We start from the raw sequence: 23,725 nt of genomic DNA, 5'->3' as shown, positions 1-23,725 counted from the left end.
CGTCCGCGTGGCACGTCCCGGTATGGACGACGACGACGAGGAGTTCCTGCTCCTCAACCCCGGCCCCGTACCGGTCCGAGACCACGTCCTCGACGCGATGAGCGAGCCGATGGTGTCCCACCGGTCGGCCGACTTCGAGGCGGTGTACGAGCGCGCGCAGTCCGGCGTCGACTACGTGTTCGAACACTCCGACCCGGACGGCGGCCGGACCGCCGCGGGCGGCACGTCGCTGCTGTTGAACGGCACCGCGACGATGGGGATGGAGGCGGCCGTCGCGAACCTCGTCTCCGACGGCGACGAGGTCGTCGTCCCGTACAACGGGAAGTTCGGCCGCCGGTTCGCCCGCATCGCCGAGCGCCACACCGACGACGTCGTCCGCGTCGACGTCGACTGGGGCGAATCCATCCCGGTCGACGCCGTCGCCGACGCCGTCAGCGACGACACCGCGCTCGTCGCGATGGTCCACAACGAGACCTCGACGGGCCTGCTGAACCCGGTCGAGCAGGTCGGCGAACTCGCCGCGGACCACGACGCCCGGTTCGTCGTCGACGGCGTGACCAGCGTCGGCGGCGACGAGTTCCGCGTCGACGACTGGAACGTCGACGTCGCCGTCACGGACGCCCAGAAGGCGCTCGAAGCGCCGCCCGGCATCTCCGCGCTGTACGTCGCCGACGGCGCCGCAGCCCACTTCGACGGCGAGGACGCGCCCTTCTACGAGGACCTCGACTGGCACCTCCGGAAGGCCGACAGTCACCAGACGCCGTTCACCTCGGCGGTGCCGCTGTTCCGCGGGATGGCGGAGGCCGTCGAGGCCATCGAGGCCGAGACGATGCCCGACCGCATCGCCCGGCACCGCCGGCAGGCCGCGGCGTTCCGCGACGGCTTCGACGCGATGGGGCTGGAGCGGTTCCCGGAGCCGACCGGCGACACCGAACTGTCGAACACGGTGACGGCCATCACGCTCCCGGACTCGATTCGCGGCGACGCCGACGACTTCTTCGACGCGGTCGCCGCCCGCAACGTCTCCATCTCCGGCGGGCAGGCGCACCTCGGCGGCGACATCTTCCGCGTCTCCAACATGGGGTCGCTCACCGACGCGCAGATACTCCGCGGCGTCCGCACCGTCGGCGAAGCGATGACCGACGCCGGCGTCGACGTCGACGTCGCGGCCGGCGTCGACGCGGCGGACGCGCGGCTGGACTGACCGGCGACCACGCACCGGCGACTCGCGGACCGTCTACGTTTCCGGCTCCGTTTCGGCGGTGAGCAGGCCGTCCTCCTCGAACAGCGTCGCGAGCGCGGCCATCGAGTCGACGACGACGTCGCAGGCCGGCTCGACGGCCGGCTTCGGCTCGTAGCCGACGGCGAGCCCCGCGACCTCCAGCATCGGCAGGTCGTTCGCGCCGTCGCCGACGGCGACGGTTCGGCTCAGCGGGACGCCCTGCTCGTCGGCGAGCCGCTCGAGCTGCTCGTCTTTCGTGCCCTCGATGAGCGGCCCGTCGACCTCGCCGGTGAGCCGGCCGCCCGACACCGGGAGCCGATTCGAGACGATTTCGTCGACCGCGACGCCCTCCCGCTCCAGCGCGCGCTGCACGCCGCGCTCGAAGCCGCCGGTGAGGATGGCGACGTAGTGGCCGTCGTCGCGGAGCCGCCGAATCACGTCGGCCGCGCCGGGCCGAAGCCGGACCTCGCCGTAGGCGGCTTCGGCGTCCTCGTCCGGGAGGCCGTCGAGCAGGTCGGCGCGCGACCGGAGGCTCTCGGCGTAACTGAGTTCGTCGTTCATCGCCCGCTCCGTGATGTCTTGCATCTGGTCGGCGACGCCCTTCCGGTCGCCGAGCAGCACCGTCATCTCCGAGTCGGAGAGCGTCCCGTCGAAGTCGAACGCGACCAGTTTCGTCATGGACGCCGATTGGCGCTCGGAGGCTTGAAACCACGCGGTCCGCGGCGAACTTCGCGGCCCGTGCCGCCTCGCCGGGCCGACCCACGCGGCTGCGGAGCCGAGTCGCCTCTGGCGGCCGACCGCCACCTGACGGCACGTCTCGGTGCATCGGCGGGATTTAACCGGATTCACGCCTAGTCGTAGCCATGGCCGACACGCCGGACATGGAGGACCTCATCGACACTGAGGACCCGAGCTTCGGGCACGTGATGGCGTGCGTGTTCGGGATTCAAGAACACGAGAGCCGGACGTACCTCCGGCTGCTCGACCACCCGGGCAGCACCGTCGAAGAGCTCGCCGGCGTGCTCGACCGCGACCGCTCGAACGTGAACCGGTCGCTGACGACGCTGCTGGAGAAGGGGCTGGCCGAACGCGAACGGCGGCTGCTCGACCCCGGCGGCTACGTCTACCAGTACACGGCGACGCCGCTCCCGGAGGCGAAAGAGCTGCTGCACGAGGCGCTCGACGAGTGGGTCGAGAACGTCCACGACCGCATCGAGGAGTTCGGCGGCGACGACGCGCTCCCGACGGAATCGGACGCGTAGCGCCCGCGGACCGCCGACGCAACGACGCGGAACCTCGATTCCTCCCGGCGACGGTTGCCGTTCGGCATCACCCGCCCCAATCCGCCGCTTTTTCACCGGCGAGGCCGACTGCCCGACCATGACCGACCTCGTCCTCGACGCGCCAGCCCAGTCCGCGCCGCCGGAAGCCGACGACGGCGTCTGGCTGGAGTGTATCGCCTGCGGCGAGCAGTTCGCGCCGTTCGACGCCGTCCGCTACACCTGCGACGACTGCGACGGCCTGCTCGAAGCCCGGTACGCCGACCACCCGACGTTCGACGACTTCTCCGGCGAAGGCGTCTGGCGGTACGCCGCCGCGCTGCCGTTCGCGGAAGACGAGATTGGCGCCGACGCGGACGGCGGCGCCGAATCCGGCGGCGCCTGGTACTCGCTGCCGGAGGGACACACGCCGCTGCACGAGGTGCCGCGGCTCCGCGAGGAGGTCGGCGTGAACCGCCTGCGCGTGAAACACGAAGGGATGAACCCGACCGGGTCGTTCAAGGACCGCGGCATGACCGTCGGCGTCCGCGTCGCCCGCGAACTCGGCGTCGGCCGGCTCGCGTGCGCCTCCACCGGCAACACGTCGGCGGCGCTCGCGGCGTACGGCGCCCGCGCCGGCATGGAGACGCTCGTGCTGCTCCCCGCCGGGAAAGTCGCCGCCGGGAAGGTCGCGCAGGCGAGCCTCCACGGCGCCCGAATCCTGGAGGTCGACGGCAACTTCGACGACTGCCTCGACATCGTCCAGGAGCTCGCGACCGACGGCGAGGCGTACCTCCTCAACTCCCTGAACCCGTTCCGGCTGGAGGGGCAGAAGACCATCGGCTTCGAGATTCTCGAACGGTTCCACGCCGACTACGGCACCTACCCGGACCGCGTCGTCCTCCCCGTCGGCAACGCCGGCAACACGGCGGCGCTGTTCAAGGCGTTCCGCGAACTCGTCGCCGCCGGCGAACTCACGCCCGACCAGGTCCCGGCGCTCACCGGCGTCCAGGCCGAAGGCGCCGCGCCGATGGTCGAGGCCATCGAGGACGGCGCCGACGAGGTGCGCCGCTGGCTCGACGTCGAGACGCGAGCGACCGCCATCCGCATCGGCAACCCGGTGAACGCGCCGAAGGCGCTCCCCGGCATCCGCGAGACCGGCGGCACCGCCGTCGCCGTCTCGGACGACGAAATCACGGACGCCCAGCGCGCCCTCGCCGGCGAGGGGGTCGGCGTCGAACCGGCGTCGGCCGCCTCCGTCGCCGGCCTCCGAAAACTCCGCGACGCCGGCGAAATCGCCGCCGACGAGGACGTCGTCTGTCTCACCACCGGGCACCTGCTGAAGGACCCGGACGCCGCCTTCGCCGCCGGCGACGACCCGGAGCCGGTCGCGAACTCGACCGAAGCCGTCCTCGACCTGCTCGAATAGCCGGCCCGGCAGCGACACCCGGCACCGCGTCTGCCGCCCGTCTCCCGGCCGTTCGACGCCCGTCGGACGGACGCTGATGCCCGTCCGACGGGTGCTTTTGTGCGCTCGCTGACTACGTGATAGCATGGCACGCGCGAGCGACGACGGTCCGCGGGAGTCCCGCGAGGGCGGCGGGGCCGAGGCGTCGGCGGCCGCCGCGCCGCCGACGCCGGCCGAACTGGCGCGGCTCCGCCGCGAGAACGAACGGCTTCGGGAGGCGGTCGAGGCGGAGCGCCGCCGCAGACGCCGCGTCATCACCCGCTACGAGTCGGTGCTGCAGGCGGACGACGAGGACGCCGCCGTCGTCACGCCGACGCCGCCGGCCGCCGCCGGGGATTCGGCCGCCGACTCGGCCGTCGACTCGGCCGCCGACTCGGCCGTCGACTCGGCCGCCGACGCTGCCCCGCGGAACGCCGGCGACGGCGCGGCGACCGTCTCCGGCGACGACAGGGGAACTGACTCCGGCGCCGACCGGGACGCTCACACCGGAGACCGGTCCGCTCTGCGGCGCTTCGCGGCGTGGGTCGGCAGCGTCACCCATCGGCTTCTGCTGGTCGGCAGGCGGTAGCAGCCGGCAGCCGCCGGTCGCGCGGTGGGCCGCACGGAATGCGGACAGCGAGGGTCGTGCCGCCGGTACCTCCAGCCGGGTGTTCACACCGATGCCAGACACCGCTCCCTGCTGTGCCGACTGTGCGTGTACGACCGCCGAACCGCCCTGCGAGTGCGACGACTGCACCTGCGACCCCTGCTGCTGCTGAGCCGGTCGCGCGCGCGCTGACGGCGCCGCAGCGCCCGCCGCCATCGGCACCGACGTTTCTTTTAAATACTGGTAGGGCGTCTCGCTGGTGACTCGTCGCGTCCGTCGCCGTCTTCACAGCGCCTGCGCCGCCTCGGCGACTCACTCAGCCCATGGCTCTACAGGTGACCCCCGAACTCTGGGCGTCGGCGTTCGCTGCCGTCGTGAGCGGCGCAGTCGCCGCGGCGACGTGGCGCCGACGCGGCACGCCCGGGGCGAAGCCGCTCGCGCTGTTCGCGGCCGCAGTCACCGTCTGGACCGCCGGCAACGCCGCGCAGGTCGCGGCGACGACGCTGCCGCTGAAACTGGCCGCGGTGAACCTCCAGTACGTCGGGCTGCTGGTCGTCCCGCCGGCGTGGCTGTGGTTCGCGGCGGCGTACACCGGCCGGTCGGACCTGCTGACCCGCCGCGTCGCCGCCGCGCTCGCCGTCCAGCCGGCCGTCACGATGGCGCTCACGCTCACGAACGGCTCACACCACCTGCTCCGGCTCACCGCGGAACTCGCCGTCGTCGACGGCGTCGTCGTGTTGACCCGGACGTTCGGGCCGTGGTTCTGGCTCACGATGGCGTACTCGAATCTGCTGCTCGCCGCCGGCACCGTGCTGCTGCTGCGAGCGATGGTTCGCTCCCACCGGCTCTACCGCGGCCAGGTCGTCGCCGTCATCGGCGGGACGCTCGCGCCGTTCGTCGCGTCGCTCGCGTTCTACGGCGGCGTCTCGCCCATCGAGCCGGAGGTGTTCTTCTCGGTGACCTCCGCGGGGTTCTGGCTGGCGCTCACCCGCTACGGCCTGTTCGACGTCGCGCCGGTCGCCCGCGACGCCATCATCCGCGACCTCCCCGACCCGATGTTCGTCGTCGACGGCACCGGCCGCGTCGTCGACGCGAACCCGGCGGCAACAGCCCTGCTCGCCGGCGCCTTCCCGGGCCGCGCGGATTCCGCCGACGCCGCCACCACCGCCGACGGGTCGCGCTCTGCCGACCTGGTCGGGTCGTTCGTCGACGACGCCGTCGCCGGCCTCGACGACGCGTGGCGCGGCGACCTCCGGTCCGTGCTCGCCGGCGACGACGCGCCCGAGGTGGTGCGGCTCGTCGGCGGCGACGAGGTCAGGTACTTCGCGCCGCACACCGTCCCGGCGCCGGGCCGCGACGCCGCCGCCGGCCGCATCGTGCTGCTGCGGGACGTCACGGACGTCGTCGAGCCGCACCGGCAACTCGAACAGCGGAACCGGCAGCTCGAACACGTCGCGGACGTGCTGAGCCACGACCTCCGGAACCTCATCAACGTCGCCGACGGCTACCTCGAACTGGCGCTCGCCGGCGAACCGGACGCCGAAGACCGCGTCCACTCCGCACACCGCCGGATGAACGAACTCATCGAGGAGACGCTGGAGGCGTCCCGCGCCGGCACCGGGACGCCCGACGTGGAGCCGGTGTCGCTGTCGGCCGCCGCGACCCGGGCGTGGAGCAACGTCGACACCGCGGACGCGACGCTCGACGTCGCCGAGGACGTGACGCTGCTCGCGGACGGCTCACAGCTCCGGACGCTGTTCGAGAACCTGTTCCGGAACAGCGTCGAGCACGCCGGCAGCGACGTCGCGGTCACCGTCGGCCGGTTCGCGGACGGCGACGTCGACGGCTTCTTCGTCGCGGACGACGGCCCCGGCATCCCGGCGGCCGACCGCCGCAGCGTCTTCGACCGCGGCCGCACCGGCGACGACGGCGGCACCGGGCTCGGCCTCTCCATCGTGAACGGCGTCGCCGACGCGCACGGCTGGGTCGTGTCGATTGCGGACGCCGACGGCGGCGGCGCGCGGTTCGAAGTCCGCGGCGTCGACGTGGCGCCGACGGCGGCCTCAGCGCCGGATTCGGAGTCAGCGTCAGGGCCAGCGTCGGAGCATTCGTCGGCGTCGTCGGGGGCGGTCGCCGCCGACGAAGGGAGCGGCAGCAGCGACGACGCCGGCAGTCGTCGCGGCGGGAAAAACGGCGGTGCGGCCAGCGCGGAATAGGCGGCGTCGCCGGACGCGGCGGCGGTGCCGACCCGGGTTTCGTCGGCGCTACTCCTCGTCGAGCGTGATGCTGGTCGCCTCGATGATGCGGTCGTCGTCGTGCAGCCGGTCGAGCGCCTCGTCCGGGACGGGGCCGTCGAGGTTGTAGACGGTGAGCGCCTCGCCGCCGATGGTCTCGCGGGCGTTGAACATCCCGGCGATGTTGACGTCGGCGTCGCCGAGGACGGTGCCGATGAAGCCGATGACGCCCGGCTCGTCGCGGTTGCGCGCGACCAGCATGTGGCCGTACGGGACGGCGTCGACGCGGTAGCCGTCGATGCGGACGACCCGCGGGTCGTCGCCGGCGAACAGCGTCCCGTCGACGGTCATCGAGCTGTCGCCGTCGTTGACGGTGACCGAGACGAGCGACTGGAAGTCCTCGGTCTGCCGCGTCTTGCTCTCGGTGACCTCGATGCCGCGGTCCTCCGCGAGCTGCGGCGCGTTCACCGCGTTCACCTCGTATTCGAGCTGCGAGAACACGCCCTTCAGCGCCGACGCCGTCACCAGTTCGACCTCCTCGTCGGCGATGTCGCCCTCGTAGCTCACCTCGACCGACGAGATGCGCTTGCCGAGGAGCTGTGCGGCGATGCGGCCGGCGGTTTCGGCGACGTCGATGTACGGCTTCACGCGCGGGAACGCCGACTCGTCCATCGACGGCGCGTTCAGCGCGTTCATCACCGGCTCGTCGTCGAACGCGGCGAGCACCTGCTTCGCCGTGTCGACGGCGACGTTCTCCTGGGCGGCCTCCGTCGACGCGCCGAGGTGCGGCGTCACGATGACGTCGTCGACGTCGAGCAGCGGCGAGTCCTCGGGCAGCGGCTCCTCCGCGAACACGTCGAGGGCGGCGCCGCGGACCGGGCCGTCCTCGACGGCGTCCGCGAGCGCGGCCTCGTCGACGATGCCGCCGCGGGCGCAGTTCACGAGGATGCCGTCGCCGAGCGCCTCCAGCTCCTCGGCGCCGACCATCCCCTCCGTCTCGGGGAGCAGCGGCGTGTGGATGGTCGCGAAGTCCGCGCGGGAGAGACACTCGTCGAGCTCTTCGACCAGTTCCGCGCCGAACTGGTCGGCGCGCTCCTCGGAGATGTACGGGTCGTAGACGACGAGGTCCATGCCGAGCGAGTCGAGCCGCTTCGCCACCTCCTGGCCGACGCGGCCGAGCCCGACGATGCCGAGCGTCTTGTGGTTGAGTTCGCGGCCGAGGTAGTCGCCTTTCGCCCACTCGCCCTCCTTCAGCCGGGCGTGCGCCTGCGGGATGGAGCGCGCGGCGGCGAACGCCATCGCGACGGTGTGCTCGGCGGCGGCGCGGACGTTCCCCTCCGGCGCGTTCGCGACGATGACGCCGTGGTCGGTCGCGGCGTCGATGTCGATGTTGTCGACGCCGATGCCGGCGCGGCCGACGATGACGAGTTCCGGCGCGGCCTCGAACAGTTCCTCGGAGACGTCGGTGCCGGAGCGAACGATGAGCGCGTTCGCGTCGGCGACGGCGTCCAGAAGCGCCTGCCCGTCGAGGTCGTAGCCCGTTTCGACCTCGTGGCCGGCGTCTCGCAGCAGCTCCAGCCCGGCGTCGGACACCGGGTCGGTGACGAGTACCTTCATGCTCCGAGGGAGCCTCGGCGCTCGGGTAAGCCTTTCTCCGTCGGCGGAACCTGCCCCGCCGAACCTATCCACGGACGCGCACACCGAACCCCTCCGTTTCGGGTGGAGTATCCGAACACCTGGGGTGAAACCGAGTCACAAACCGCGTCGCCGTCGCGGTCGGCGCTGCGTTGCCGCCGGCGTTGCGTTGCCACCGCCGCTACATCGCTGCCGCGTCGCCGCCGCTGCTGCACCGATAGTCGACGTTGCTGCCGCCGCGTCGCCGTCACTCGGCTTCCGCTTCCGGGGCGCGGCCGTACCCCATCTCCTCGATGCACGACCGCATCTCGTCCTCCTCGGCGTGCTTGTGGAGCCGCGTCGGCGTGTCGCAGTAGAACACGTCGCCGTCGTGCCGCAGCGTCAGGTCGCGCTCGTCGCCGAACAGTTCCGCGGTGACGACGACTCGGCGCCCCTCGCGCAGCGTGTCGAGAATCTCCTCGGTCGTCAGCTCTCCGGCGTCGACGCGGAGTGGGTCCATGCATACCGCTCGGGGTCGGCGGCTAATGGATTTGTCGCGCCGCCCCAGAATCGCCGGCGGTCAGGAGTCGGTAGCGGTCGGCAGGGGGCAGTCGTAATCGGTCGTCAGCGGTCGGCCGTCGCCGTCAGTTCGTCGTGGATTTCGAGCCGCCTTCGCTGGCCTGCTCGACGCTCTCGACGGGCGGCTCCGCGCCCTCCGCTGCCTCGGCGCCCGCCAGTTCCTTGTCGGTGTCGACGTGCCACCGGTCGACTTCGCTCTCGTACTCGGCGAGCCGGTCGGACACCGCCTGCTTCAGGTCGTCGTCGTTGACGTTCACCTCGAAGACGAACTCCTCGTCGGCGCCGCCGCGGTTCGTCTGCTGGATGTTCGCCGACACCAGTTCGTTGTCGAAGTAGTACGGCGCGAGCTGCGTCATCACGTTCCGGTAGACGGTGTCCTCCACCTTCCGGACGGCCTTCCGGCCGGCGGAGTCGGCGGCGCGGGCGACGTGGTCGATGGAGTCTTTCCACGACGACAGCGCGCCCTCGCTGTCGCCCTCCTCGACTTTCTCGTACGCGCCGGAGAGCTTCTCCCCGGCGGTCTGGAGGTCCTCCTCCGGCGTCTTCCCCTCCTTCTCGCCGGCGCCCTCGCCGACGCTGGCCTGCTCGGCCGTCTTCTCGGAGACGTCGCTGCGGAGATGTTCGTGCACCTTCGGCCGCCACTCGTTCCACGCCTCGAAGGCGTCGGGGTACTCCTCGCTGGCGTCGGCGTCCCGGAGCGCGCGAGTGATGCGTTCGCCGTGTTCGACGACGTCGCCCCACTCGCCGCGCTGTTTGAACCCGGAGATGCTCTCCTCCATTGCGGTTGGCGACCCGCTACGTGGCGGAACCGTATAAACGTCTCTCCGCCGTCGTGCGGTCGTCTGACGCGTGAACGGTTCCCACGGGCGCGGTGGGGTTGCCGCCGGATTCGGTCGTCGCCCACGGCGGATTACAGCGTCTCCTTGTACGCTTCGAGCGTCTCCTCGACGTCCTCGTCGGTGTGGGCGTACGAGACGAACTGGGACTCGAACTGGTTCGCGGTGAGCCAGACGCCGCGGTCTTTCATCTCCTGCCAGAACACGCGCTCCCAGCGGTCGGTCGCCGCCGCGGCGACGTCGGCGGCGTTCTTCGGGCAGAGGTCGTACCGCGGACACGACTCGCGCTGCCGGCAGCCGGCCTGACAGTGCCCCTCGAACGTCTCGGGCGCCTCGCGCGTGAAGACGGTCTTGAACATCGAGTCGGTGCCGACGACCGTGTACTCCGGGGCGCGGTCCTCGCAGATGTCCTGGATGCCGGCGCGGAGCTTCTCGCCGAGCCGGTTCACGTGGTCGTACACGTCGTTTTCGGCGGCGTAGCTGAGGTACTCGTAGCCGGCCGCCATCGTCACCGGGTGGCCGGAGAACGTCCCGGACTGGAAGACGTCGCCGGCGGGCGTGAACTGCTCGACGATTTCGGCGCGGCCGCCGACCGCGCCGACCGGGAAGCCGCCGCCGATGATCTTCCCGAACGTCGTCAGGTCCGGCGTGACGCCGAACTTCCCCTGCGCGCACTGCAGGCCGCCGACGCGGAAGCCGGTGATGACCTCGTCGAACACGAGCAGCGCGCCGTGGTCGTCACACAGCGACCGCAGCGTGTCGTGGTAGCCGTCGACCGGGTGGACGATACCGGTGTTCCCGAGAATCGGCTCGGTGAGCACCGCCGCGATGTCGTCGCCGTGCTCCGCGAACACCTCGGTCACCGCCGCCTCGTCGTTGAACGGCACCGCGATGGTGTGCTCGGCGAACGACTCCGGGACGCCCGGCGTCGACGGCTGCGTCTCCGTCGGGTCGTCGCCAGCCTCGACCAGCGTCGACTCCTGCGCGCCGTGGTAGCCGCCCTGCATCACGACGATCTTGTCGCGGCCCGTGTAGCCGCGCGCCAGCCGCACCGCCGACACCGTCGCTTCGGTGCCGGAGTTCACGAACCGCAGCATCTCCACGGACGGCACGTGCCGCTCGACGAACTCCGCCAGCTCCACCTCGATTTCGGTCGGCGCGCCGTACATCGGCCCCTGGCTGCTGTGCTGCTGAATCGCCGCCTGCACCGGCTCCGGCGCGTCGTGGCCGTACAGCAGCGGCCCGTACCCCATCACGTAGTCCACGTAGCGGTTCCCGTCCGCGTCGACGACGTGCGCGCCGTCGCCGCGCTCGACGAAGAACGGGTACGGCCGCGTCGCCCGCACGGAGGAGTTGACGCCGCCGGCCAGCACCGAAAGCGCCCGGTCGTACAGCTCCCGCGAACGCTGATGATTCATGAGCGACGCTACGACCGGACCGCTGAAAGTAGTTTCCGGCTCACGTCGCGTCGCGCGCGGGCTCGACGGGCCGGACTTCGCTGCAGTACAGCGACCGCGCCTGCCCGTCGTCGTCGGTCGGCGGGGACGCCGGCCGCACGACGTAGCCGTCCTGCAGCCGCGAGAGTTTTACCGGCGCCCGGTCCACGGTCGGCGGGTTCTCCGGCGCCTCGTCCCAGTCGTCGGAGCAGTCGTCACACCACTGCATGTCTGCGCCGACGGCTGGCACACAGGAGTAGGCCGCAGAATCGGCGGACTGCGTCGGAGTCCGTCGGGCGTCGCTGCCGCGTCCGCCGGCGGAGACCGGCGGTCCGTCGGGACGGGCGTGTCGACGGCGCGCGCCGCCGACAGCCGGTCCAGTGGTCCAACCTAGACGCGTCGCCGGGTCGGCGACTGCGGCGGCCACGGGGCGTGGCGGATACATCCACGTGGCGGCGCCGGCCGCCCGGATGAGCACCAGCGGAGGCGGCCGAACGCGCCCCGAGGCCGCGTCCGCGTCGGCGACGCGGCGGGCGTCGAGGTCGGAGGGCGATGGTCGTGAAGCGGTACGTGCTTGCCGCGGAGCGATACTGCGTCGAGCGCGCGGCCGAGGGAGGCCGCGGACCGAATCGGGACAAGACCGCGGACCGACCCGAGACGAGCCGGCGGGCCGAGCCGGGACGAGTCAGCGAGCCGATTCGAACCGGAGTCGGTGCCTACACCGCGTCGGGCCCGGTCTCTTCGGTCCGAATCTGGTAGGCCTCGTCGACGGGGAGGACGAACACCTTCCCGTCGCCCTTCTCGCCGGTCCGCGCGGCGTCGCTGATGGCCTCGGCGACGTCGGACGCGGGGACGTCGGCGACGACGCACTCCACTTTCACCTTCTGGTGGAGGTCGACGGTGTACTCCTCGCCGCGCCACTGGCCCTTCTTCGCGGGCTGGCTGCCGCGGCCGGAGACGTTCGTCACCGTGAGCGACGGCGCGCCGATTTCGGCGAGCCCCTTCTTCACGTCTGAGAGTTTGTCGGGCCGAATGTACGCCATCACCATCTTGATGTCGCGGCTCTCGGGTTCGCCGCCGTCGGTGCGGATTTCGCGACCGCCGTCAGTACGGATTTCGCGGCCGCCGTCGGTGCGAATCTCCTCGCCGCCGTCGGTCCGGACGTCGGTGCCGCCGTCAGTGCGGGCCTGGGCGCCGCCGTCGGCGACCGCGGGCTCGTCGGTTCCGCTCGTGAACTCGGGGTACGCGGAGAGGCCGTGCTCGCTCTGGTCGAGACCGGCTTCCTCGTCCTCGTGGCTGACGCGGAGGCCGATGACTGCGTCGATGGCTTTCATCGTGATGTAGGTGGTGACGACTGTCCAGGCGACGATAACGGCTGCGCCGACGACCTGAATCGCGAGCTGCGGGACGGAGAAACCGGCGACGTCGAAGAACGGGATGAGGATGGTCCCGATGATGCCGGCGGAGCCGTGGACCGCGAAGACGCCGCAGACGTCGTCGATTTTCAGCGAGTCGACGACCCAGCGGTAGACGATGGGCGTCTGCGCGCCGCCGATGAGACCGATGACGATGGCACCGGTCCAGGTGACGTGCGCGCAGGCGCCGGTGATGGCGACCAGGCCTGCGAGCAGGCCGTTCGCGGCGAACAGCGGGTCGGTGTCGCCGGTCCGCATCGAGGTCACGATGGTGGACGCGATCGCGCCGGTCCCCATCGCGAGCGTCGTGTTCAGGGCGACGCGGCCGAGCGCCGCGCCCTGGAAGGCGCCGTCGGCGGTGAGCACGGTCGCCTGCGTCCCGACGTTGAACGCGTACCAGCCGAACGCGAGGATGAGCGTCCCGATGACCGCGAACAGGACGCTGTGGCCCGGAATCGCGTTCGCGGAGCCGTCCTCGGAGAAGCGGCCTTCGCGCGGCCCGAGGACGTACGCCGCCGTGAGGCCGGCGACGCCGCCGAGCGCGTGGACGACCGTCGCGCCGGCGAAGTCCTTGTAGCCCGCGCCGATTGCCTGGCCGAGGTAGCCGGCCGACGAGAGCAGGCCGTTGCCGCCCCACGCGAACCCCTGAATCACGGGGTAGATGACGGCGGTCATGACGACCGCGAGGACGACGTACGCCTCGAACTTGATGCGGCCCGCGACGGCGCCGGAGACGATGGTCGCCGCCGTCATCGCGAAGACGGCGCCGAACAGCCAGCCGATCCACGCCGTCGGGTCGTTGACGTAGGCGAACGCCGAGGCGACGCTGAACGGGTCACCGGCGGTCGTCAGGTAGCCGGCGAGGCTCGCGATGCCCGCGCCGAGCAGGAAGTAGACGACGACGCCGAGCGACCAGTCCATCAGGTTCTTCATGACGACGTTCCCGGCGTTCTTCGCCCGGACCTGCCCGGCTTCCAGCAGCGCGAACCCCGGCTGCATGAAGAAGATGAGGAACGACACCATGAGCACCCAGACGGCGTTCACGCTGTTCGCGATCGCCGTCACGTCCGTCTGCAGGAGGAACGGTTCCATCACTCGACCCCTCCGATTGGTACACACTTGTTCACCGATTCCGTTGTATCCGTTTGGTCTGCGCACATCTGCACGCCGAGTAGGCTGAAACGGAAGGGCATAAAGGTTGGAGTTGAAAAATAACAAATTGCGGCTGGAAAATCGGCCAAACTGCCAATCTATTGCGGAATCAGATGTGTATAAGGACGTATTACCGCGAACTGGTTGGCAAACGTTGCAAAGAAACTCGACGCTCGTAATGTAAACAATCTGTCTATTCGGGTACTATCCGGCCGATTTCCCTCGCGCGCGCCACACCGACACACGTGTGAGACACTCACGCTCGCAAAAACTGCCGGCCGCGTCGGGGTGCCGCGCATCGTCGGTCGCCCGTCGGTCTGTCGGCCCGTCGCGCGTCGCCGCCGCCGCCGGCGGTCGCCGCCTCGGCTCGCTACTCGCGGAGCACGACGAGGTAGGTCAGCGCGGCGATGACGACGGTCGCGACCGCGAGGTTCCTCGGCGTGAACGACGCGACCCCGACGTAGTCCGCTGCGAACAGCGCGACGGCGCCGAACACCGCCGACAGAACCAGGTCGATACCGATGAGCACGCGGATGTCGCCGTCTGAAGCCATCGTCCGTGCCGTGTCGCGCGCGGACTTCAACCCTCCGCCGACCACCGCCGGACGACTGCCCCGGGCGACTGACCCAAGACGGCTGCCCGGGTCAGAGCGCGACGGCGTCGTCCTCCAGCGTCGGGAACCGCTCGGCGGCGTCCGACCAGTCCGCCTCCAGTTCCTCGTCGGTCAGGAGGCAGTCGTCGAGCGCCGCGCGGAGCGCCGCCTCGTCGACGTCGCGGCCGATGACGACGAACTCGGTGCGGCGGTCGCCCCACTCGTCGTGCCACTCCACGTCCGGGTGCATCCGGCGCTGCATCTCCCGGCGCGACTCCGACATCGCCGCCATCCACTCGCCGGACGGCTCCACACGGACCGACGGCCCGGCCTGCTCGACGTGCAGCGCGACGTCGTTCCGCCCCGCGACCCACACCCGGCCCTTCGACCGCAGCACCGCCGACGGCAGGTCGTCCAGCAGCGACGCGAACCGCTCGGGGTGCAGCGGCCGCCGCGCGCGGAACACGAACGAACCCACGCCGTACTCCGCCTCCGGGCCGTGTTCGTGCCCGTCGTGGCTGTCGTCGCCGTGTTCGTCGTCGTGACCGTCACCGTCGCCGTGGCCGTGCTGGTCTGCGTGTTCGGCGGCGCGCTGCCACGCCGCGGTTTCGCTGACCGTGTCGTGGTCGAACAGCCCGGTGTCGAGCAGGTCGGCCGGGTCGACCGCGCCGTGCGTCGTCTCGACGATTCGGGCCTCCGGGTTCAGCCGCCGGAGCAGCTCCACGGTCTCCGCGAGCGCGTCGTCGTCGACGCGGTCGGTCTTGTTGCACAGCAGGACGTTCGCGCACTCGACCTGCGCGACCAGGAGCTCCGACAGCGGCCGCGTCTCGCCGGCGTCCCGCTCGACCTGCCCCGGCCGGCGACGCCGAATCTCCTCGGTCTCCACGACGTCGTCGTCCGCCAGCGTCTCCCGGAACGTCTCGGCGTTGACGACGGTGGCGAGCGTGTCGAGGTCGTACGGCGCCGAGGCCGCGCCGGTGGTGAACTGCTGAGCGACCGGCGCCGGCTCCGAGATACCGGACGACTCCACGACGAGCGTGTCGAAGTCGCGTTCGCGCGCCAGCCGACTCACCGCGACCTCCAGGTCGTCCCGGAGGTCACAGCAGATACAGCCGTTCGACAGCTCCGCGACGCCGTCGCTGCCCGCCTGCACCCGTTCGGCGTCGACGTTCACCTCGCCCATGTCGTTGACGAGGACGGCGATGCGGCGGTCGCCCGGATTCGACAGCAGGTGGTTCAGCGTCGTCGTCTTCCCGGCGCCGAGCGCCCCGCTGAGGACGGTGACGGGAATCCCACGGCTCATAGTGGTCTGGTACCGCCACGCACACTTAGCCTCCTCGCCTCCTCGCCTCGTCGCTTCCGCCGCCCCTCGCCTCGTCGCTTCCGCCGCCCCGGTCGCTTCCGGCTGCTGCGCTTCCCGCGGCAGCGCGACCGCCCCGACACGCTTTTGGGTTCTTCATGGTAGTTGTGGGCATGAACCTCACTGACCGAATCGCCGCGTTCCGCGAGACGGTCGAGGAGTGGCTCCGCGGCCTCTATCACGGCATGATCTCCCACCCGGCGTACGAACTCATCGAGAAGGAGGCCGAAGACCAGGAGGACGCGTTCCTGCTGGCGTGCTTCCCGGACGCGTTCGGCATCCCGAGTCCGGTGTCGTACTACACCGCCGAACTGCTGCCGTACCTCGGCGAGGAGTTCGAGCAGTGGGAGCGCCGGATGTGGGACCGCGGCTCGGTGCTCGAACGCAAGGGCCAGCAGTACCACTTCTGATGGACCCGTTCGTCTTCTTCGGCGGCAAGGGCGGCGTCGGGAAAACCACCGTGTCATCGGCGTACGCGCACAGGTGCGCACGCGAGGGCGTCGACACGCTGCTCGTCTCGACCGACCCGGCCCACAGCACCGCCGACGTGTTCGACCAGTCGTTCTCGGACGACCCGACGCCGGTCGACGGCTACGACGCCCTCGAGGTCATGGAGATCGACCCGGAGGAGGCCGTCGACGAGCACCTGCTCGGCATCAAGCGCCAGCTCGGCGACCAGGTCAGCCCCGCCATCGTCAACGAGATCGACCGGCAAATCGAGCTGGCCCACCAGACGCCGGGCGCCCACGAGGCGGCGCTGTTCGACCGCTTCATCGACGTGATGCGCGACGCCGACCACGACCGCGTCGTCTTCGACACGTCGCCGACCGGCGGGACGCTCCGGCTGCTGTCGCTGCCGGAGTACCTCGGCGGCTGGATCGACCGGCTGCTCGAGAAGCGCGAGTCCAGCGTCGACCTGTACGAGAAGGCCGCCATCGGGAACCGCGAGCCGCGCCGCACCGCCCTCGGCGACCCCATCATCGCGCGGCTCCGCGACCGCAAGGAGAACTTCGAGTTCGCCGGCGAGACACTCCGGGAGGACGCGTCGTTCTACCTCGTCGCGAACCCGGACGAACTCTCCGTGCGGGAGACGCGCCGCGCCGTCGACAGCCTCGCCGACCGCGACCTCTCGGTGGCTGGGCTCGTCGTGAACCGACTGACTCCGGAGCCCGACGCGGGCGAGAACGGCCGCGGCGCCCGGTTCCTCCGCGACCGCGTCGAGACCGAACGCGAACGGCTGGCCGAACTCGAATCCTCGTTCGACCCGCCGGTCGTCGCGACCATCGAGACCCGCGTCTCGGAGGTGAAGGGCGACCTGCTCGACGAGGTCGCCGCCGAACTCGACGTCCCGGTCGACGCCCCCGCCTGAACGCCGCGCGGTCGCGCGACTGACGGCTCACCGCCCACGCCGCCGGCGACGATTCTGCGGTCGCGTCGGCATCGATTCCGCGTTCGCGTCGGCGATGACTCAGCACCAAACCTCATTCTCGGCGCCGCTTCGGTGTGAATTCGTGAGCGCTACAGAGGTATCAGTACACGAACGTAACACTTAATGACTATATATCCTTGGGGGACGGTGGACCATGGTACAAATTGCCGTGCTCGTCATCGCCTCGCTCATCACGTTCACCGCGGGGTACGTCGCGTACTCCCGCTACCTGAGCCAGTTCGTCGAACTGGACGAGGAGGCGGAGACACCGGCACACAAGTACGAAGACGGCCAGGAGTACGTACCGGCGAAGAAGTCGGTACTGCTGGGGCATCACTATTCGAGCATCGCGGGCGGCGCGCCCATCGTCGGCCCGATCACGGCGGGGGCGGCGTTCGGCTGGCTCCCCGCCATCGCGTGGATCGCCATCGGGAACCCGCTGATGGGCGCCGTCCACGACTTCATGTCGCTGTCCGCCAGCGTCCGACACGAAGGGAAGTCCATCGGCTACATCGTCGGCGAGTACGTCGGGGAGCGCGGGAAGGACATGCTGCTGTGGTTCGCCTTCCTCACCATCATCCTCGTCATCGCCGTGTTCGCGCTGGTGGTCGGCGTCGTCTTCGACGCCTACCCGTCGTCGGCGACCGCGAGCATGATCTACATCACGCTCGCGCTGCTGTTCGGCGTCTACCTCTACCAGCTCGACCTGCCGTTCCTGCCGGGCGCCGTCGCGTTCGTCGCGCTGGTGTTCGGCGGCGTCTGGGTCGGCCTGCAGTTCCCCATCGCGCTCGTCGACACCGGGTCGCACGCCGCTGACACCATCTACCTGCTCGGCGACGCCGCCGCGTGGAACTGGCTGCCGCTGTCGGAGGCGCAGAACCCGAACGTCGCCGCGTGGGTGCCGGTCATCCTCGTGTACGGCTTCGTCGCCAGCGTCCTCCCGGTGTGGGTGCTGCTGCAGCCGCGCGACTTCCTGACGTCCAGCCTGCTGTACGTCGGCGTCGGCGGGATGCTGCTCGGCGTCCTCGTCGCGACGGTCATGGGGCTGTTCGGCGGCGGCTTCTCCGTCGCCTTCTCCGGGACGACCTACACCAGCCTGCAGACGAATCTGCCGGCGTTCCTCGGGTTCAACAGCGCGCTCGGGCCGCTGTTCCCGTTCCTGTTCGTCACCATCGCCTGCGGCACCATCAGCGGCTTCCACTCGCTGGTGTCGTCCGGGACGACGGCGAAACAGCTCGACCGGGAGACCGACGCCCGCGACATCGGCTACGGCGCGATGCTCGGCGAGGGGCTGCTCGCGACCACCGCGGTCGCCGCGCTCGCCATCATCGGCACCACGAACTTCGGCTCCGGGCTCGCCGGCGCGCTCGCCAACTTCCCGGCGGGCGGCGCCGTCATGCTCGGCGCCGGCTTCGGCATCCCGACGGCCGCCGGCGCCGCGTTCATCGGGCTCGTGTTCGTCAGCTTCCTGCTGACCTCGACCGACACCGCGGTCCGGCTCGGCCGCTACATGTTCGAGGAGATCATCGGCACCCCGGAGACCAGCGTCGAGCAGGCGACGACGAACCGCTACGTCAACGCCGGCATCCTGCAGTGCATCCCGGCGTACCTGCTCGTCGCCTCCGGCCAGTGGGCGAGCCTCTGGCCGCTGTTCGGCAGCGCGAACCAGACGCTCGCGGCGCTCGCGCTGCTGGCGGCGACGCTGTGGCTCGCGAACTGGGACGACAGCAAGCAGCTGCTCAGCACCGGCGTCCCGCTCGTGTTGATGCTGGCGGTGACGCTCACCGCGCTGCTGTGGATCGGGCTGTACCGCGCCCCGACGTCGCTGCTCGCGGCGGACGGGCTCGTCAACCAGATATCGTTCGTCGTCCAGATCATCATCTCGCTCACCCTGGTCTACCTCGCCGCCTCGCTCGCGAAAATCGGCTACGACAACATCAAGAAGGCGCGCGGCTCGCTCCCCGAAGGCGCGATGCCGAGCGACGACTGACTCGCGGGCGAACGCCGCCCTCGAACCGCGGTTCTTTTCGCAGCAATCCCCGGAAGCGACTCGGCTCCAACGCGGGACGAGCGCCGGTCGCTACCGGCGGAGCAGCCGCGAGAGCCGGCCGAGAATCCCGCCTCCTTTCGCGTCGTCCTCGTCGTCCGCCCACGGCGCGAACGCGCGCCACACGTCGGCGGAGTCGCTGGCGACGTGCGCCTCCTCGTCGGGGGCGACGACGACCAGGTTCACCTCGTAGTGGCCGTAGTAGCCGTACTTGATGAGGGTCCGGTCGCGGAAGCCGGCGACGCGCGACCGGACGTCGTCGGTGAGTTCGGGGACGACGAACACGAACGTGAAGTCGGTGCGCTGGTGCTCTTCGTCCGGGTCGAGCCAGTCGTCCGCGAGGTCGTGGCCGAACGCGACCGCGTCGTCGAGGTCGGCGACGGTGAGCCGGTCGGCGCGCCGCGCGAACACGTGCTCTTCGACGGAGTGGTTCGCGTAGTTGATGGAGGGGTGGATGAACTGCTTGTGGTTCTCCATGCGGAGCTGGCCGTACAGCGCGTAGCGCTCGCCGTCGACCCGGCGGTCCCGTTCGAGGTCGTAGTTGAACCGCAGCGTGTCGGCGACCCGGTCGAAGTACTCGTCGTCCCAGGCGGGCGCGTCCGGCGCCGGCCGGTCGTCGTCGACAGCCGCGTCGACAGCGTCGGCCGCGTCGTCAGCGTCCCCTGGGTTCGCGGCGTCGTCCGCCGGGCCGCCGTGGCTCATCCGTCCGCCTCGGCGTCGCCGTCCGCGTCGTCTGCGTCGCCGTCCGCGTCGTCCGGCTCGTACGGGTGGACGTCGTCGACGGACGGCGCGCCGACCACGACGACGCGCGTCGCGACGCCGTCCTCCGGGACGTGCGCGTACTGCGGACTCGCCGGTTCGACGACGAACGCCTCGTCGGCGCCGACGACGTACTCGCCCTCCGGCGTGTCGACGTGGAGTTCGCCCTCGACGACGTAGAACACCTCCTCCTGGTCGTCGTGGTAGTGGTACGCGAGCGGGATTGCCTCGCCGGGGGCGACGTCGTACCGGTGGACGGCGACGTGTTCGAGGCCGGCGACGTCGCTGACGGACCGCTGTTCGGACGGCCGGTCGGGCGTCGGTTCGAGTTCGTCGACGTCGACGTGATGGTAGCTCATACCACCCGATTGTCGCGGGCGGCTAAAACTGCCACGACAACCGTTACAGTTCTCCGGTGCACACGGACGCCCATGGGAGGAACTGACACCGAGGCCTGCGGCCGCTGCGCGATGAGTTCGACCGCCGGCCTGGTCGACGGCGACGCCGACCCGTTCGACGGCGACCGCATCGAACTCTCCGACCGCGAGGCGCGCGCCGCGTCGCCGGCGGCGTGGCTCGGCGGCGTCGTCTCGCGGCTCGACGGCTGGGTCGAGTCGCTCACCTACGACCGCTGACCCACGGACCGCTAACACGAATCAGCGCCGGAAAACCAGGTCGTTCCTGGCCGAGACGGCCGGTCTGACCGTCCGACCCGCCCATCCGCAGCGTCGCCCGCCGCGAGTCGCTACGACTCTTCGTCCTGCCGGAGCCGTTCGACGACCGCCTCCGCGAGCGGCGCGAACGTCGCCTCCGCGGGCACGACGTCGACGTCGACGCCGGCGTCCTCGGCGGTCTCCCGCGTCGGATGGCCGATACAGCCGACGACGGCGTCGGCCAGTCCGTCCCGGGCGGCGTCGCGGACGCCGCGCTCCTCGGCGGCGTCGAGGAAGTGCGTCACCGTCAGCGACGACGTGAAGCAGGCGCCGTCCAGGTCGCCGGCGGCGGCGCGTTCGGCCGAGTCGCCGCTGTCGTCCGGCCGCACCAGCCGGTACAGCACTGTCTCGTGGACGTCCGCGTCGGCGTCGCGGAGCCCGTCGAGCAGCACCGGGCTGCCGTGGTCCGACCGCGCCACCTCGACGGAGACGCCCGCCGCGCGGTCGCTGAACGCGCGGACCAGCCCGGTCGACGAGTACTCGTCGGGCACCAGGTCGACGGTCCAGCCGGCGTCGCGCGCCGCGTCGGCCGTCGACGGGCCGATGGCGGCGACGGCCGTCTCCGACGGCTCCCAGCCGCTCTCGGCGGCGAGTTCGACGCCCGTCTTCGACGTGAACACGGTCCAGTCCGCCGGCGCCGGCGTCGCGCCGGTCGGCTCGACGGCGAGCATCGGGTCCGGGACCGGCTCGGCGCCGAGCGAGTCGAGCAGTTCGACGGCCGAACTGAGCCGGTCGTCGTCGGGGCGGAACACCGCGACCGTCGGCGTCGCGGCGTCGTCGCCGCCGCCCGCCGCCGAATCTGCGGCGCCCGATTCGGTCCGCCCCGTGGTTTCGACGTCGGTTGCGTCGCCGCCGTCGACGTCGGCGTCGCGGTCGGCGTCGCTGGCGCCGGTCATTCCGCATCACCAGCCGAGTCGCGCTCGCCGTCGGCGTCACCGGGCGCGTCGGGCGTTGCGACGGCGGTCGCCGCGGCGTCGCCGCGGCCCCGCAGGAACTCGACGACGCGCTCGCGGGTCGCGGCGACGTCGCCGATGACGGTGACTGCGGGCGGTTCGATGCCGGTCTCGTCGCGCACCGACACGATGCTGTCGAGGGTGCCGATGGCGACCCGCATGTCCGGCCACGTGCCGCGTTCGACCAGCGCCACCGGGGTTTCCGGCGGCATGCCGGCGTCGCGGAGCACCGCGGTGTAGTCCGGGAGCCGGCCGACGCCCATCAGGACGACGATGGTGCCGCCGGTGTCCGCCAGCGCCGGCCAGTCGACGGCGGACTCGTCTTTCGTCGGGTCCTCGTGGCCCGTGACGAACGAGACGGAGGAGGCGTGCTCGCGGTGGGTCACCGGGATGCCGGCGACGCCGGGCGCGGCCACCGCCGACGTGACGCCCGGGACGACCTCGAACGGGACGCCGTGGTCCGCGAGGTGTTCGGCCTCCTCGCCGCCGCGGCCGAACACGAACGGGTCGCCGCCCTTCAGCCGGACCACGGTCTCGCCGTCGCGGGCGAGTTCGACCAGCCGGTCGTTCGTGTACTCCTGGCTGGTGCGGTCGCCGCCGGCGCGCTTCCCGACGTCCTCGCGGCGCTCCGCCGGGACGGTGGAGAGGATCTCGGGGCCCGGGAGCTTGTCGTGCAGCACGACGTCGGCCTCGTCGAGCAGGCGCCGCGCCTTCACCGTCAGCAGCTCCGGGTCGCCCGGCCCGGAGCCGACGAGGTAGACGGTGCCGACCCCGTCGTTCGTCGCCTCCGTCTTCTCGTCCGACTCCGCGTCCGCGTCGGCGTCCGCGGAAGCGTCGGCGTCAGCGTCGTCGCTCACGCCGCCGTCACTCATCGGCGCCTCCGCCGTCCGCTTTCCGTTTCGCCTCCGCGGTCCCGTCGTCGGCGTCGCGTTTCGCCTCGGCGATGAGTTCGGCGGCGCCGCGGTCGGCGAGTTCCGCGGCGAAGTCCGCGGCGGCGCTCGCGTGCTGCTGCACCGGGAGGTCGCGGGACGCCGACACTTCGTCCTCGCCGTCGGCCGACAGCACCCGGACGCGGACCTGGACGTGTTCGCCCTGCAGCAGCGCGTGGACGCCGATGGGCGCGACGCAGCCGCCGCCGAGCTCCGCGAGGACGGTGCGTTCGACCGTCGTGCAGACCCGGGTGCGCGGGTGGTCGATCGCGTCCCGGACCGCCTCGACGACGTCGCTGTCGGCGGCGGTGACGGCGATTGCGCCCTGGCCGGGCGCCGGGACGAACTCGCCGCGTTCGAGCCGCTCGACCTCGTACTCGTCGCGGTGGAGCAGGTCCGACCGCCGGAGGCCGGCCTCCGCGAGCACGATGGCGTCGAGTTCGTGCTCCGGTTCGTACTCCATCGCGCCGCGCTGGAACTCCGAGAGGTCCTCGAACCACTCCTCGACGGTGCGTTCGTACGCCGCGTCGTCGTCTCCGTCGTCGTCCCGGCTGGCGTCCGGGTCGCCCTTCCGGTCGCGGTCGGCGTCGACGCGCGCCTCGTGTTCGCGCTGGAGGCTCGGCGCGATGAGCTTCTGGAGCCGCGTGTCGACGTTGCCGCGGAGCGGCACCACGTCGAGGTCCGGCCGCGCCGACAGCAACTGGGCTTTCCGCCGGAGCGACGACGTCCCGACGGTGGCGCCCATCGCCAGGTCGTCGACGCCGCCGCCGTCCGGCGTCACCAGCACGTCGCCCGACGGCGCGCGCTCGGGGACGCCGGCGACCGTCAGCCCGGCCGGCATCTCCGTCGGCATGTCCTTCATCGAGTGGACGGCGGCGTCGGCGTCGCCGTCGAGGACGCGCTCGTCGAGCGCGCGGACGAACGCCCCGGTCTTGCCGAGCCGCGTGATGAGTTCGTCTGTGAGGCGGTCGCCGCGCGTCTCGACCTCCAGCAGTTCGACGTGGCGGCGCCGGCGTTCGAGCGCCTCCTGTACGCTCACGGCCTGCCGGCGCGCCAGCGCTGACCCCCGCGTGGCGAGCCGCAGCGTCCAGTCTGTCATACCGTTCGATGCGTCGCCGCCGGCGAAAAGGCCCTCGCTTTGC

The 23,725-nt window shown here is 71.2% G+C and carries 23 protein-coding genes; 9 read left to right on the top strand and 14 right to left on the bottom strand.

Annotated elements, in window-relative coordinates:
- Positions 1 to 22: 22 nt before the first annotated feature.
- Positions 23 to 1,204: a pyridoxal-phosphate-dependent aminotransferase family protein gene (locus tag ACQUS7_RS09765; protein WP_435146673.1), complete on the top strand. Its 1,182-nt coding sequence runs from the start codon at positions 23 to 25 to the stop codon at positions 1,202 to 1,204.
- Positions 1,205 to 1,237: 33 nt separating this feature from the next.
- Here ACQUS7_RS09765 and serB read toward each other — a convergent pair whose 3' ends face one another.
- Positions 1,238 to 2,026: a phosphoserine phosphatase SerB gene (serB, locus tag ACQUS7_RS09760; RefSeq protein WP_435146671.1), complete on the bottom strand. Its 789-nt coding sequence runs from the start codon at positions 2,024 to 2,026 to the stop codon at positions 1,238 to 1,240.
- Between the two features lie 59 nt (positions 2,027 to 2,085).
- On the opposite strand from serB, the gene ACQUS7_RS09755 reads away from it, so the two are divergent.
- The 4 genes from ACQUS7_RS09755 to ACQUS7_RS09740 all read left to right on the top strand — a co-directional run bounded on the left by ACQUS7_RS09755 (position 2,086) and on the right by ACQUS7_RS09740 (position 6,751).
- Positions 2,086 to 2,484 carry a helix-turn-helix domain-containing protein gene (locus ACQUS7_RS09755; RefSeq protein ID WP_435126369.1) on the top strand — a complete coding sequence of 133 codons (399 nt, stop codon included), beginning with the start codon at positions 2,086 to 2,088 and terminating at the stop codon, positions 2,482 to 2,484.
- Between the two features lie 118 nt (positions 2,485 to 2,602).
- A complete protein-coding gene (gene thrC, locus ACQUS7_RS09750; RefSeq protein WP_435146669.1) occupies positions 2,603 to 3,910 on the top strand; it encodes a threonine synthase in 1,308 nt (435 codons plus the stop codon).
- A 124-nt stretch (positions 3,911 to 4,034) separates the two neighbouring features.
- Positions 4,035 to 4,517 carry a hypothetical protein gene (locus ACQUS7_RS09745; protein WP_435146666.1) on the top strand — a complete coding sequence of 161 codons (483 nt, stop codon included), beginning with the start codon at positions 4,035 to 4,037 and terminating at the stop codon, positions 4,515 to 4,517.
- Positions 4,518 to 4,858: 341 nt separating this feature from the next.
- Positions 4,859 to 6,751, top strand: a complete 1,893-nt coding sequence (locus ACQUS7_RS09740) for a histidine kinase N-terminal 7TM domain-containing protein (protein ID WP_435146664.1) — start codon at positions 4,859 to 4,861, stop codon at positions 6,749 to 6,751.
- 48 nt (positions 6,752 to 6,799) lie between these two features.
- Here ACQUS7_RS09740 and serA read toward each other — a convergent pair whose 3' ends face one another.
- The 8 genes from serA to ACQUS7_RS09700 all read right to left on the bottom strand — a co-directional run bounded on the left by serA (position 6,800) and on the right by ACQUS7_RS09700 (position 15,696).
- Positions 6,800 to 8,386 (bottom strand): phosphoglycerate dehydrogenase, encoded by a 1,587-nt coding sequence (gene serA / locus ACQUS7_RS09735; protein ID WP_435126381.1) that lies wholly within the window; start codon positions 8,384 to 8,386, stop codon positions 6,800 to 6,802.
- A 265-nt stretch (positions 8,387 to 8,651) separates the two neighbouring features.
- The gene (locus tag ACQUS7_RS09730) at positions 8,652 to 8,903 is read right to left on the bottom strand and encodes a hypothetical protein (RefSeq protein ID WP_435126383.1); all 252 of its coding nucleotides are present in this window, start codon (positions 8,901 to 8,903) and stop codon (positions 8,652 to 8,654) included.
- Positions 8,904 to 9,027: 124 nt separating this feature from the next.
- Entirely contained in the window at positions 9,028 to 9,741 is a 714-nt protein-coding gene (locus tag ACQUS7_RS09725) for a DUF5828 family protein (RefSeq protein ID WP_435126386.1), read from the bottom strand.
- 131 nt (positions 9,742 to 9,872) lie between these two features.
- Positions 9,873 to 11,216 (bottom strand): glutamate-1-semialdehyde 2,1-aminomutase, encoded by a 1,344-nt coding sequence (gene hemL / locus ACQUS7_RS09720; protein ID WP_435126388.1) that lies wholly within the window; start codon positions 11,214 to 11,216, stop codon positions 9,873 to 9,875.
- 40 nt (positions 11,217 to 11,256) lie between these two features.
- A complete protein-coding gene (locus ACQUS7_RS09715; RefSeq protein ID WP_435126391.1) occupies positions 11,257 to 11,463 on the bottom strand; it encodes a hypothetical protein in 207 nt (68 codons plus the stop codon).
- 487 nt (positions 11,464 to 11,950) lie between these two features.
- A complete protein-coding gene (locus tag ACQUS7_RS09710) occupies positions 11,951 to 13,741 on the bottom strand; it encodes an ammonium transporter (protein ID WP_435146661.1) in 1,791 nt (596 codons plus the stop codon).
- A gap of 430 nt (positions 13,742 to 14,171) precedes the next feature.
- A complete protein-coding gene (locus tag ACQUS7_RS09705) occupies positions 14,172 to 14,354 on the bottom strand; it encodes a hypothetical protein (RefSeq protein WP_435126397.1) in 183 nt (60 codons plus the stop codon).
- Between the two features lie 91 nt (positions 14,355 to 14,445).
- Complete coding sequence (locus tag ACQUS7_RS09700; protein WP_435146659.1) at positions 14,446 to 15,696, bottom strand: CobW family GTP-binding protein; 1,251 nt, start codon at positions 15,694 to 15,696, stop codon at positions 14,446 to 14,448.
- Between the two features lie 170 nt (positions 15,697 to 15,866).
- On the opposite strand from ACQUS7_RS09700, the gene ACQUS7_RS09695 reads away from it, so the two are divergent.
- The 3 genes from ACQUS7_RS09695 (at position 15,867) to ACQUS7_RS09685 (ending at position 19,172) form a co-directional block, all read left to right on the top strand.
- Positions 15,867 to 16,163: a hypothetical protein gene (locus ACQUS7_RS09695; RefSeq protein WP_435126401.1), complete on the top strand. Its 297-nt coding sequence runs from the start codon at positions 15,867 to 15,869 to the stop codon at positions 16,161 to 16,163.
- A complete protein-coding gene (locus tag ACQUS7_RS09690; protein WP_435146656.1) occupies positions 16,163 to 17,122 on the top strand; it encodes an ArsA family ATPase in 960 nt (319 codons plus the stop codon). Before ACQUS7_RS09695 ends, ACQUS7_RS09690 begins: the two co-directional genes overlap by 1 nt.
- 214 nt (positions 17,123 to 17,336) lie before the next feature.
- Entirely contained in the window at positions 17,337 to 19,172 is a 1,836-nt protein-coding gene (locus ACQUS7_RS09685; RefSeq protein ID WP_435146654.1) for a carbon starvation CstA family protein, read from the top strand.
- A gap of 90 nt (positions 19,173 to 19,262) precedes the next feature.
- Here ACQUS7_RS09685 and ACQUS7_RS09680 read toward each other — a convergent pair whose 3' ends face one another.
- Together ACQUS7_RS09680 and ACQUS7_RS09675 are read right to left on the bottom strand one after the other, a co-directional pair.
- Positions 19,263 to 19,931 carry a hypothetical protein gene (locus tag ACQUS7_RS09680; protein WP_435146652.1) on the bottom strand — a complete coding sequence of 223 codons (669 nt, stop codon included), beginning with the start codon at positions 19,929 to 19,931 and terminating at the stop codon, positions 19,263 to 19,265.
- Positions 19,928 to 20,347 carry a cupin domain-containing protein gene (locus ACQUS7_RS09675; RefSeq protein ID WP_435146650.1) on the bottom strand — a complete coding sequence of 140 codons (420 nt, stop codon included), beginning with the start codon at positions 20,345 to 20,347 and terminating at the stop codon, positions 19,928 to 19,930. The genes ACQUS7_RS09680 and ACQUS7_RS09675 overlap by 4 nt, the downstream gene beginning before the upstream one ends.
- Positions 20,348 to 20,419: 72 nt before the next feature.
- On the opposite strand from ACQUS7_RS09675, the gene ACQUS7_RS09670 reads away from it, so the two are divergent.
- Positions 20,420 to 20,623: a hypothetical protein gene (locus ACQUS7_RS09670; protein ID WP_435126412.1), complete on the top strand. Its 204-nt coding sequence runs from the start codon at positions 20,420 to 20,422 to the stop codon at positions 20,621 to 20,623.
- 110 nt (positions 20,624 to 20,733) lie between these two features.
- Here ACQUS7_RS09670 and ACQUS7_RS09665 read toward each other — a convergent pair whose 3' ends face one another.
- Genes ACQUS7_RS09665 through hemC form a run of 3 tightly spaced genes read right to left on the bottom strand, consistent with a single transcriptional unit; the run spans position 20,734 to position 23,682 of the window.
- Positions 20,734 to 21,597 (bottom strand): uroporphyrinogen-III synthase, encoded by an 864-nt coding sequence (locus ACQUS7_RS09665; RefSeq protein ID WP_435146648.1) that lies wholly within the window; start codon positions 21,595 to 21,597, stop codon positions 20,734 to 20,736.
- Complete coding sequence (cobA, locus tag ACQUS7_RS09660) at positions 21,594 to 22,526, bottom strand: uroporphyrinogen-III C-methyltransferase (protein ID WP_435146646.1); 933 nt, start codon at positions 22,524 to 22,526, stop codon at positions 21,594 to 21,596. Before cobA ends, ACQUS7_RS09665 begins: the two co-directional genes overlap by 4 nt.
- Positions 22,519 to 23,682 (bottom strand): hydroxymethylbilane synthase, encoded by a 1,164-nt coding sequence (hemC, locus tag ACQUS7_RS09655; RefSeq protein WP_435146644.1) that lies wholly within the window; start codon positions 23,680 to 23,682, stop codon positions 22,519 to 22,521. The genes cobA and hemC overlap by 8 nt, the downstream gene beginning before the upstream one ends.
- Positions 23,683 to 23,725 lie beyond the last annotated feature (43 nt).

Source organism: Halobaculum sp. P14, assembly GCF_051195155.1.
Classification (GTDB): Archaea; Halobacteriota; Halobacteria; order Halobacteriales; family Haloferacaceae; genus JBNTKA01.
Note: the sequence above shows the minus strand (reverse complement) of the source record. Positions and strands in the feature narration are given on the sequence as shown.

Excerpts from the sequence above, each read along its gene's own strand:
- ACQUS7_RS09730 (WP_435126383.1), bottom strand. The coding sequence starts at position 8,903 with ATGGACCCACTCCGCGTCGACGCCGGAGAGCTGACGACCGAGGAGATT.
- ACQUS7_RS09690 (WP_435146656.1), top strand. The coding sequence starts at position 16,163 with ATGGACCCGTTCGTCTTCTTCGGCGGCAAGGGCGGCGTCGGGAAAACC.
- ACQUS7_RS09725 (WP_435126386.1), bottom strand. The coding sequence starts at position 9,741 with ATGGAGGAGAGCATCTCCGGGTTCAAACAGCGCGGCGAGTGGGGCGAC.
- hemC (WP_435146644.1), bottom strand. The coding sequence starts at position 23,682 with ATGACAGACTGGACGCTGCGGCTCGCCACGCGGGGGTCAGCGCTGGCG.
- cobA (WP_435146646.1), bottom strand. The coding sequence starts at position 22,526 with ATGAGTGACGGCGGCGTGAGCGACGACGCTGACGCCGACGCTTCCGCG.
- ACQUS7_RS09745 (WP_435146666.1), top strand. The coding sequence starts at position 4,035 with ATGGCACGCGCGAGCGACGACGGTCCGCGGGAGTCCCGCGAGGGCGGC.
- ACQUS7_RS09700 (WP_435146659.1), bottom strand. The coding sequence starts at position 15,696 with ATGAGCCGTGGGATTCCCGTCACCGTCCTCAGCGGGGCGCTCGGCGCC.
- thrC (WP_435146669.1), top strand. The coding sequence starts at position 2,603 with ATGACCGACCTCGTCCTCGACGCGCCAGCCCAGTCCGCGCCGCCGGAA.
- ACQUS7_RS09765 (WP_435146673.1), top strand. The coding sequence starts at position 23 with ATGGACGACGACGACGAGGAGTTCCTGCTCCTCAACCCCGGCCCCGTA.
- ACQUS7_RS09670 (WP_435126412.1), top strand. The coding sequence starts at position 20,420 with ATGGGAGGAACTGACACCGAGGCCTGCGGCCGCTGCGCGATGAGTTCG.
- ACQUS7_RS09705 (WP_435126397.1), bottom strand. The coding sequence starts at position 14,354 with ATGGCTTCAGACGGCGACATCCGCGTGCTCATCGGTATCGACCTGGTT.
- ACQUS7_RS09675 (WP_435146650.1), bottom strand. The coding sequence starts at position 20,347 with ATGAGCTACCATCACGTCGACGTCGACGAACTCGAACCGACGCCCGAC.
- ACQUS7_RS09685 (WP_435146654.1), top strand. The coding sequence starts at position 17,337 with ATGGTACAAATTGCCGTGCTCGTCATCGCCTCGCTCATCACGTTCACC.
- ACQUS7_RS09755 (WP_435126369.1), top strand. The coding sequence starts at position 2,086 with ATGGCCGACACGCCGGACATGGAGGACCTCATCGACACTGAGGACCCG.
- ACQUS7_RS09710 (WP_435146661.1), bottom strand. The coding sequence starts at position 13,741 with ATGGAACCGTTCCTCCTGCAGACGGACGTGACGGCGATCGCGAACAGC.
- ACQUS7_RS09665 (WP_435146648.1), bottom strand. The coding sequence starts at position 21,597 with ATGACCGGCGCCAGCGACGCCGACCGCGACGCCGACGTCGACGGCGGC.
- ACQUS7_RS09695 (WP_435126401.1), top strand. The coding sequence starts at position 15,867 with ATGAACCTCACTGACCGAATCGCCGCGTTCCGCGAGACGGTCGAGGAG.
- serA (WP_435126381.1), bottom strand. The coding sequence starts at position 8,386 with ATGAAGGTACTCGTCACCGACCCGGTGTCCGACGCCGGGCTGGAGCTG.
- ACQUS7_RS09740 (WP_435146664.1), top strand. The coding sequence starts at position 4,859 with ATGGCTCTACAGGTGACCCCCGAACTCTGGGCGTCGGCGTTCGCTGCC.
- ACQUS7_RS09715 (WP_435126391.1), bottom strand. The coding sequence starts at position 11,463 with ATGCAGTGGTGTGACGACTGCTCCGACGACTGGGACGAGGCGCCGGAG.
- ACQUS7_RS09680 (WP_435146652.1), bottom strand. The coding sequence starts at position 19,931 with ATGAGCCACGGCGGCCCGGCGGACGACGCCGCGAACCCAGGGGACGCT.
- hemL (WP_435126388.1), bottom strand. The coding sequence starts at position 11,216 with ATGAATCATCAGCGTTCGCGGGAGCTGTACGACCGGGCGCTTTCGGTG.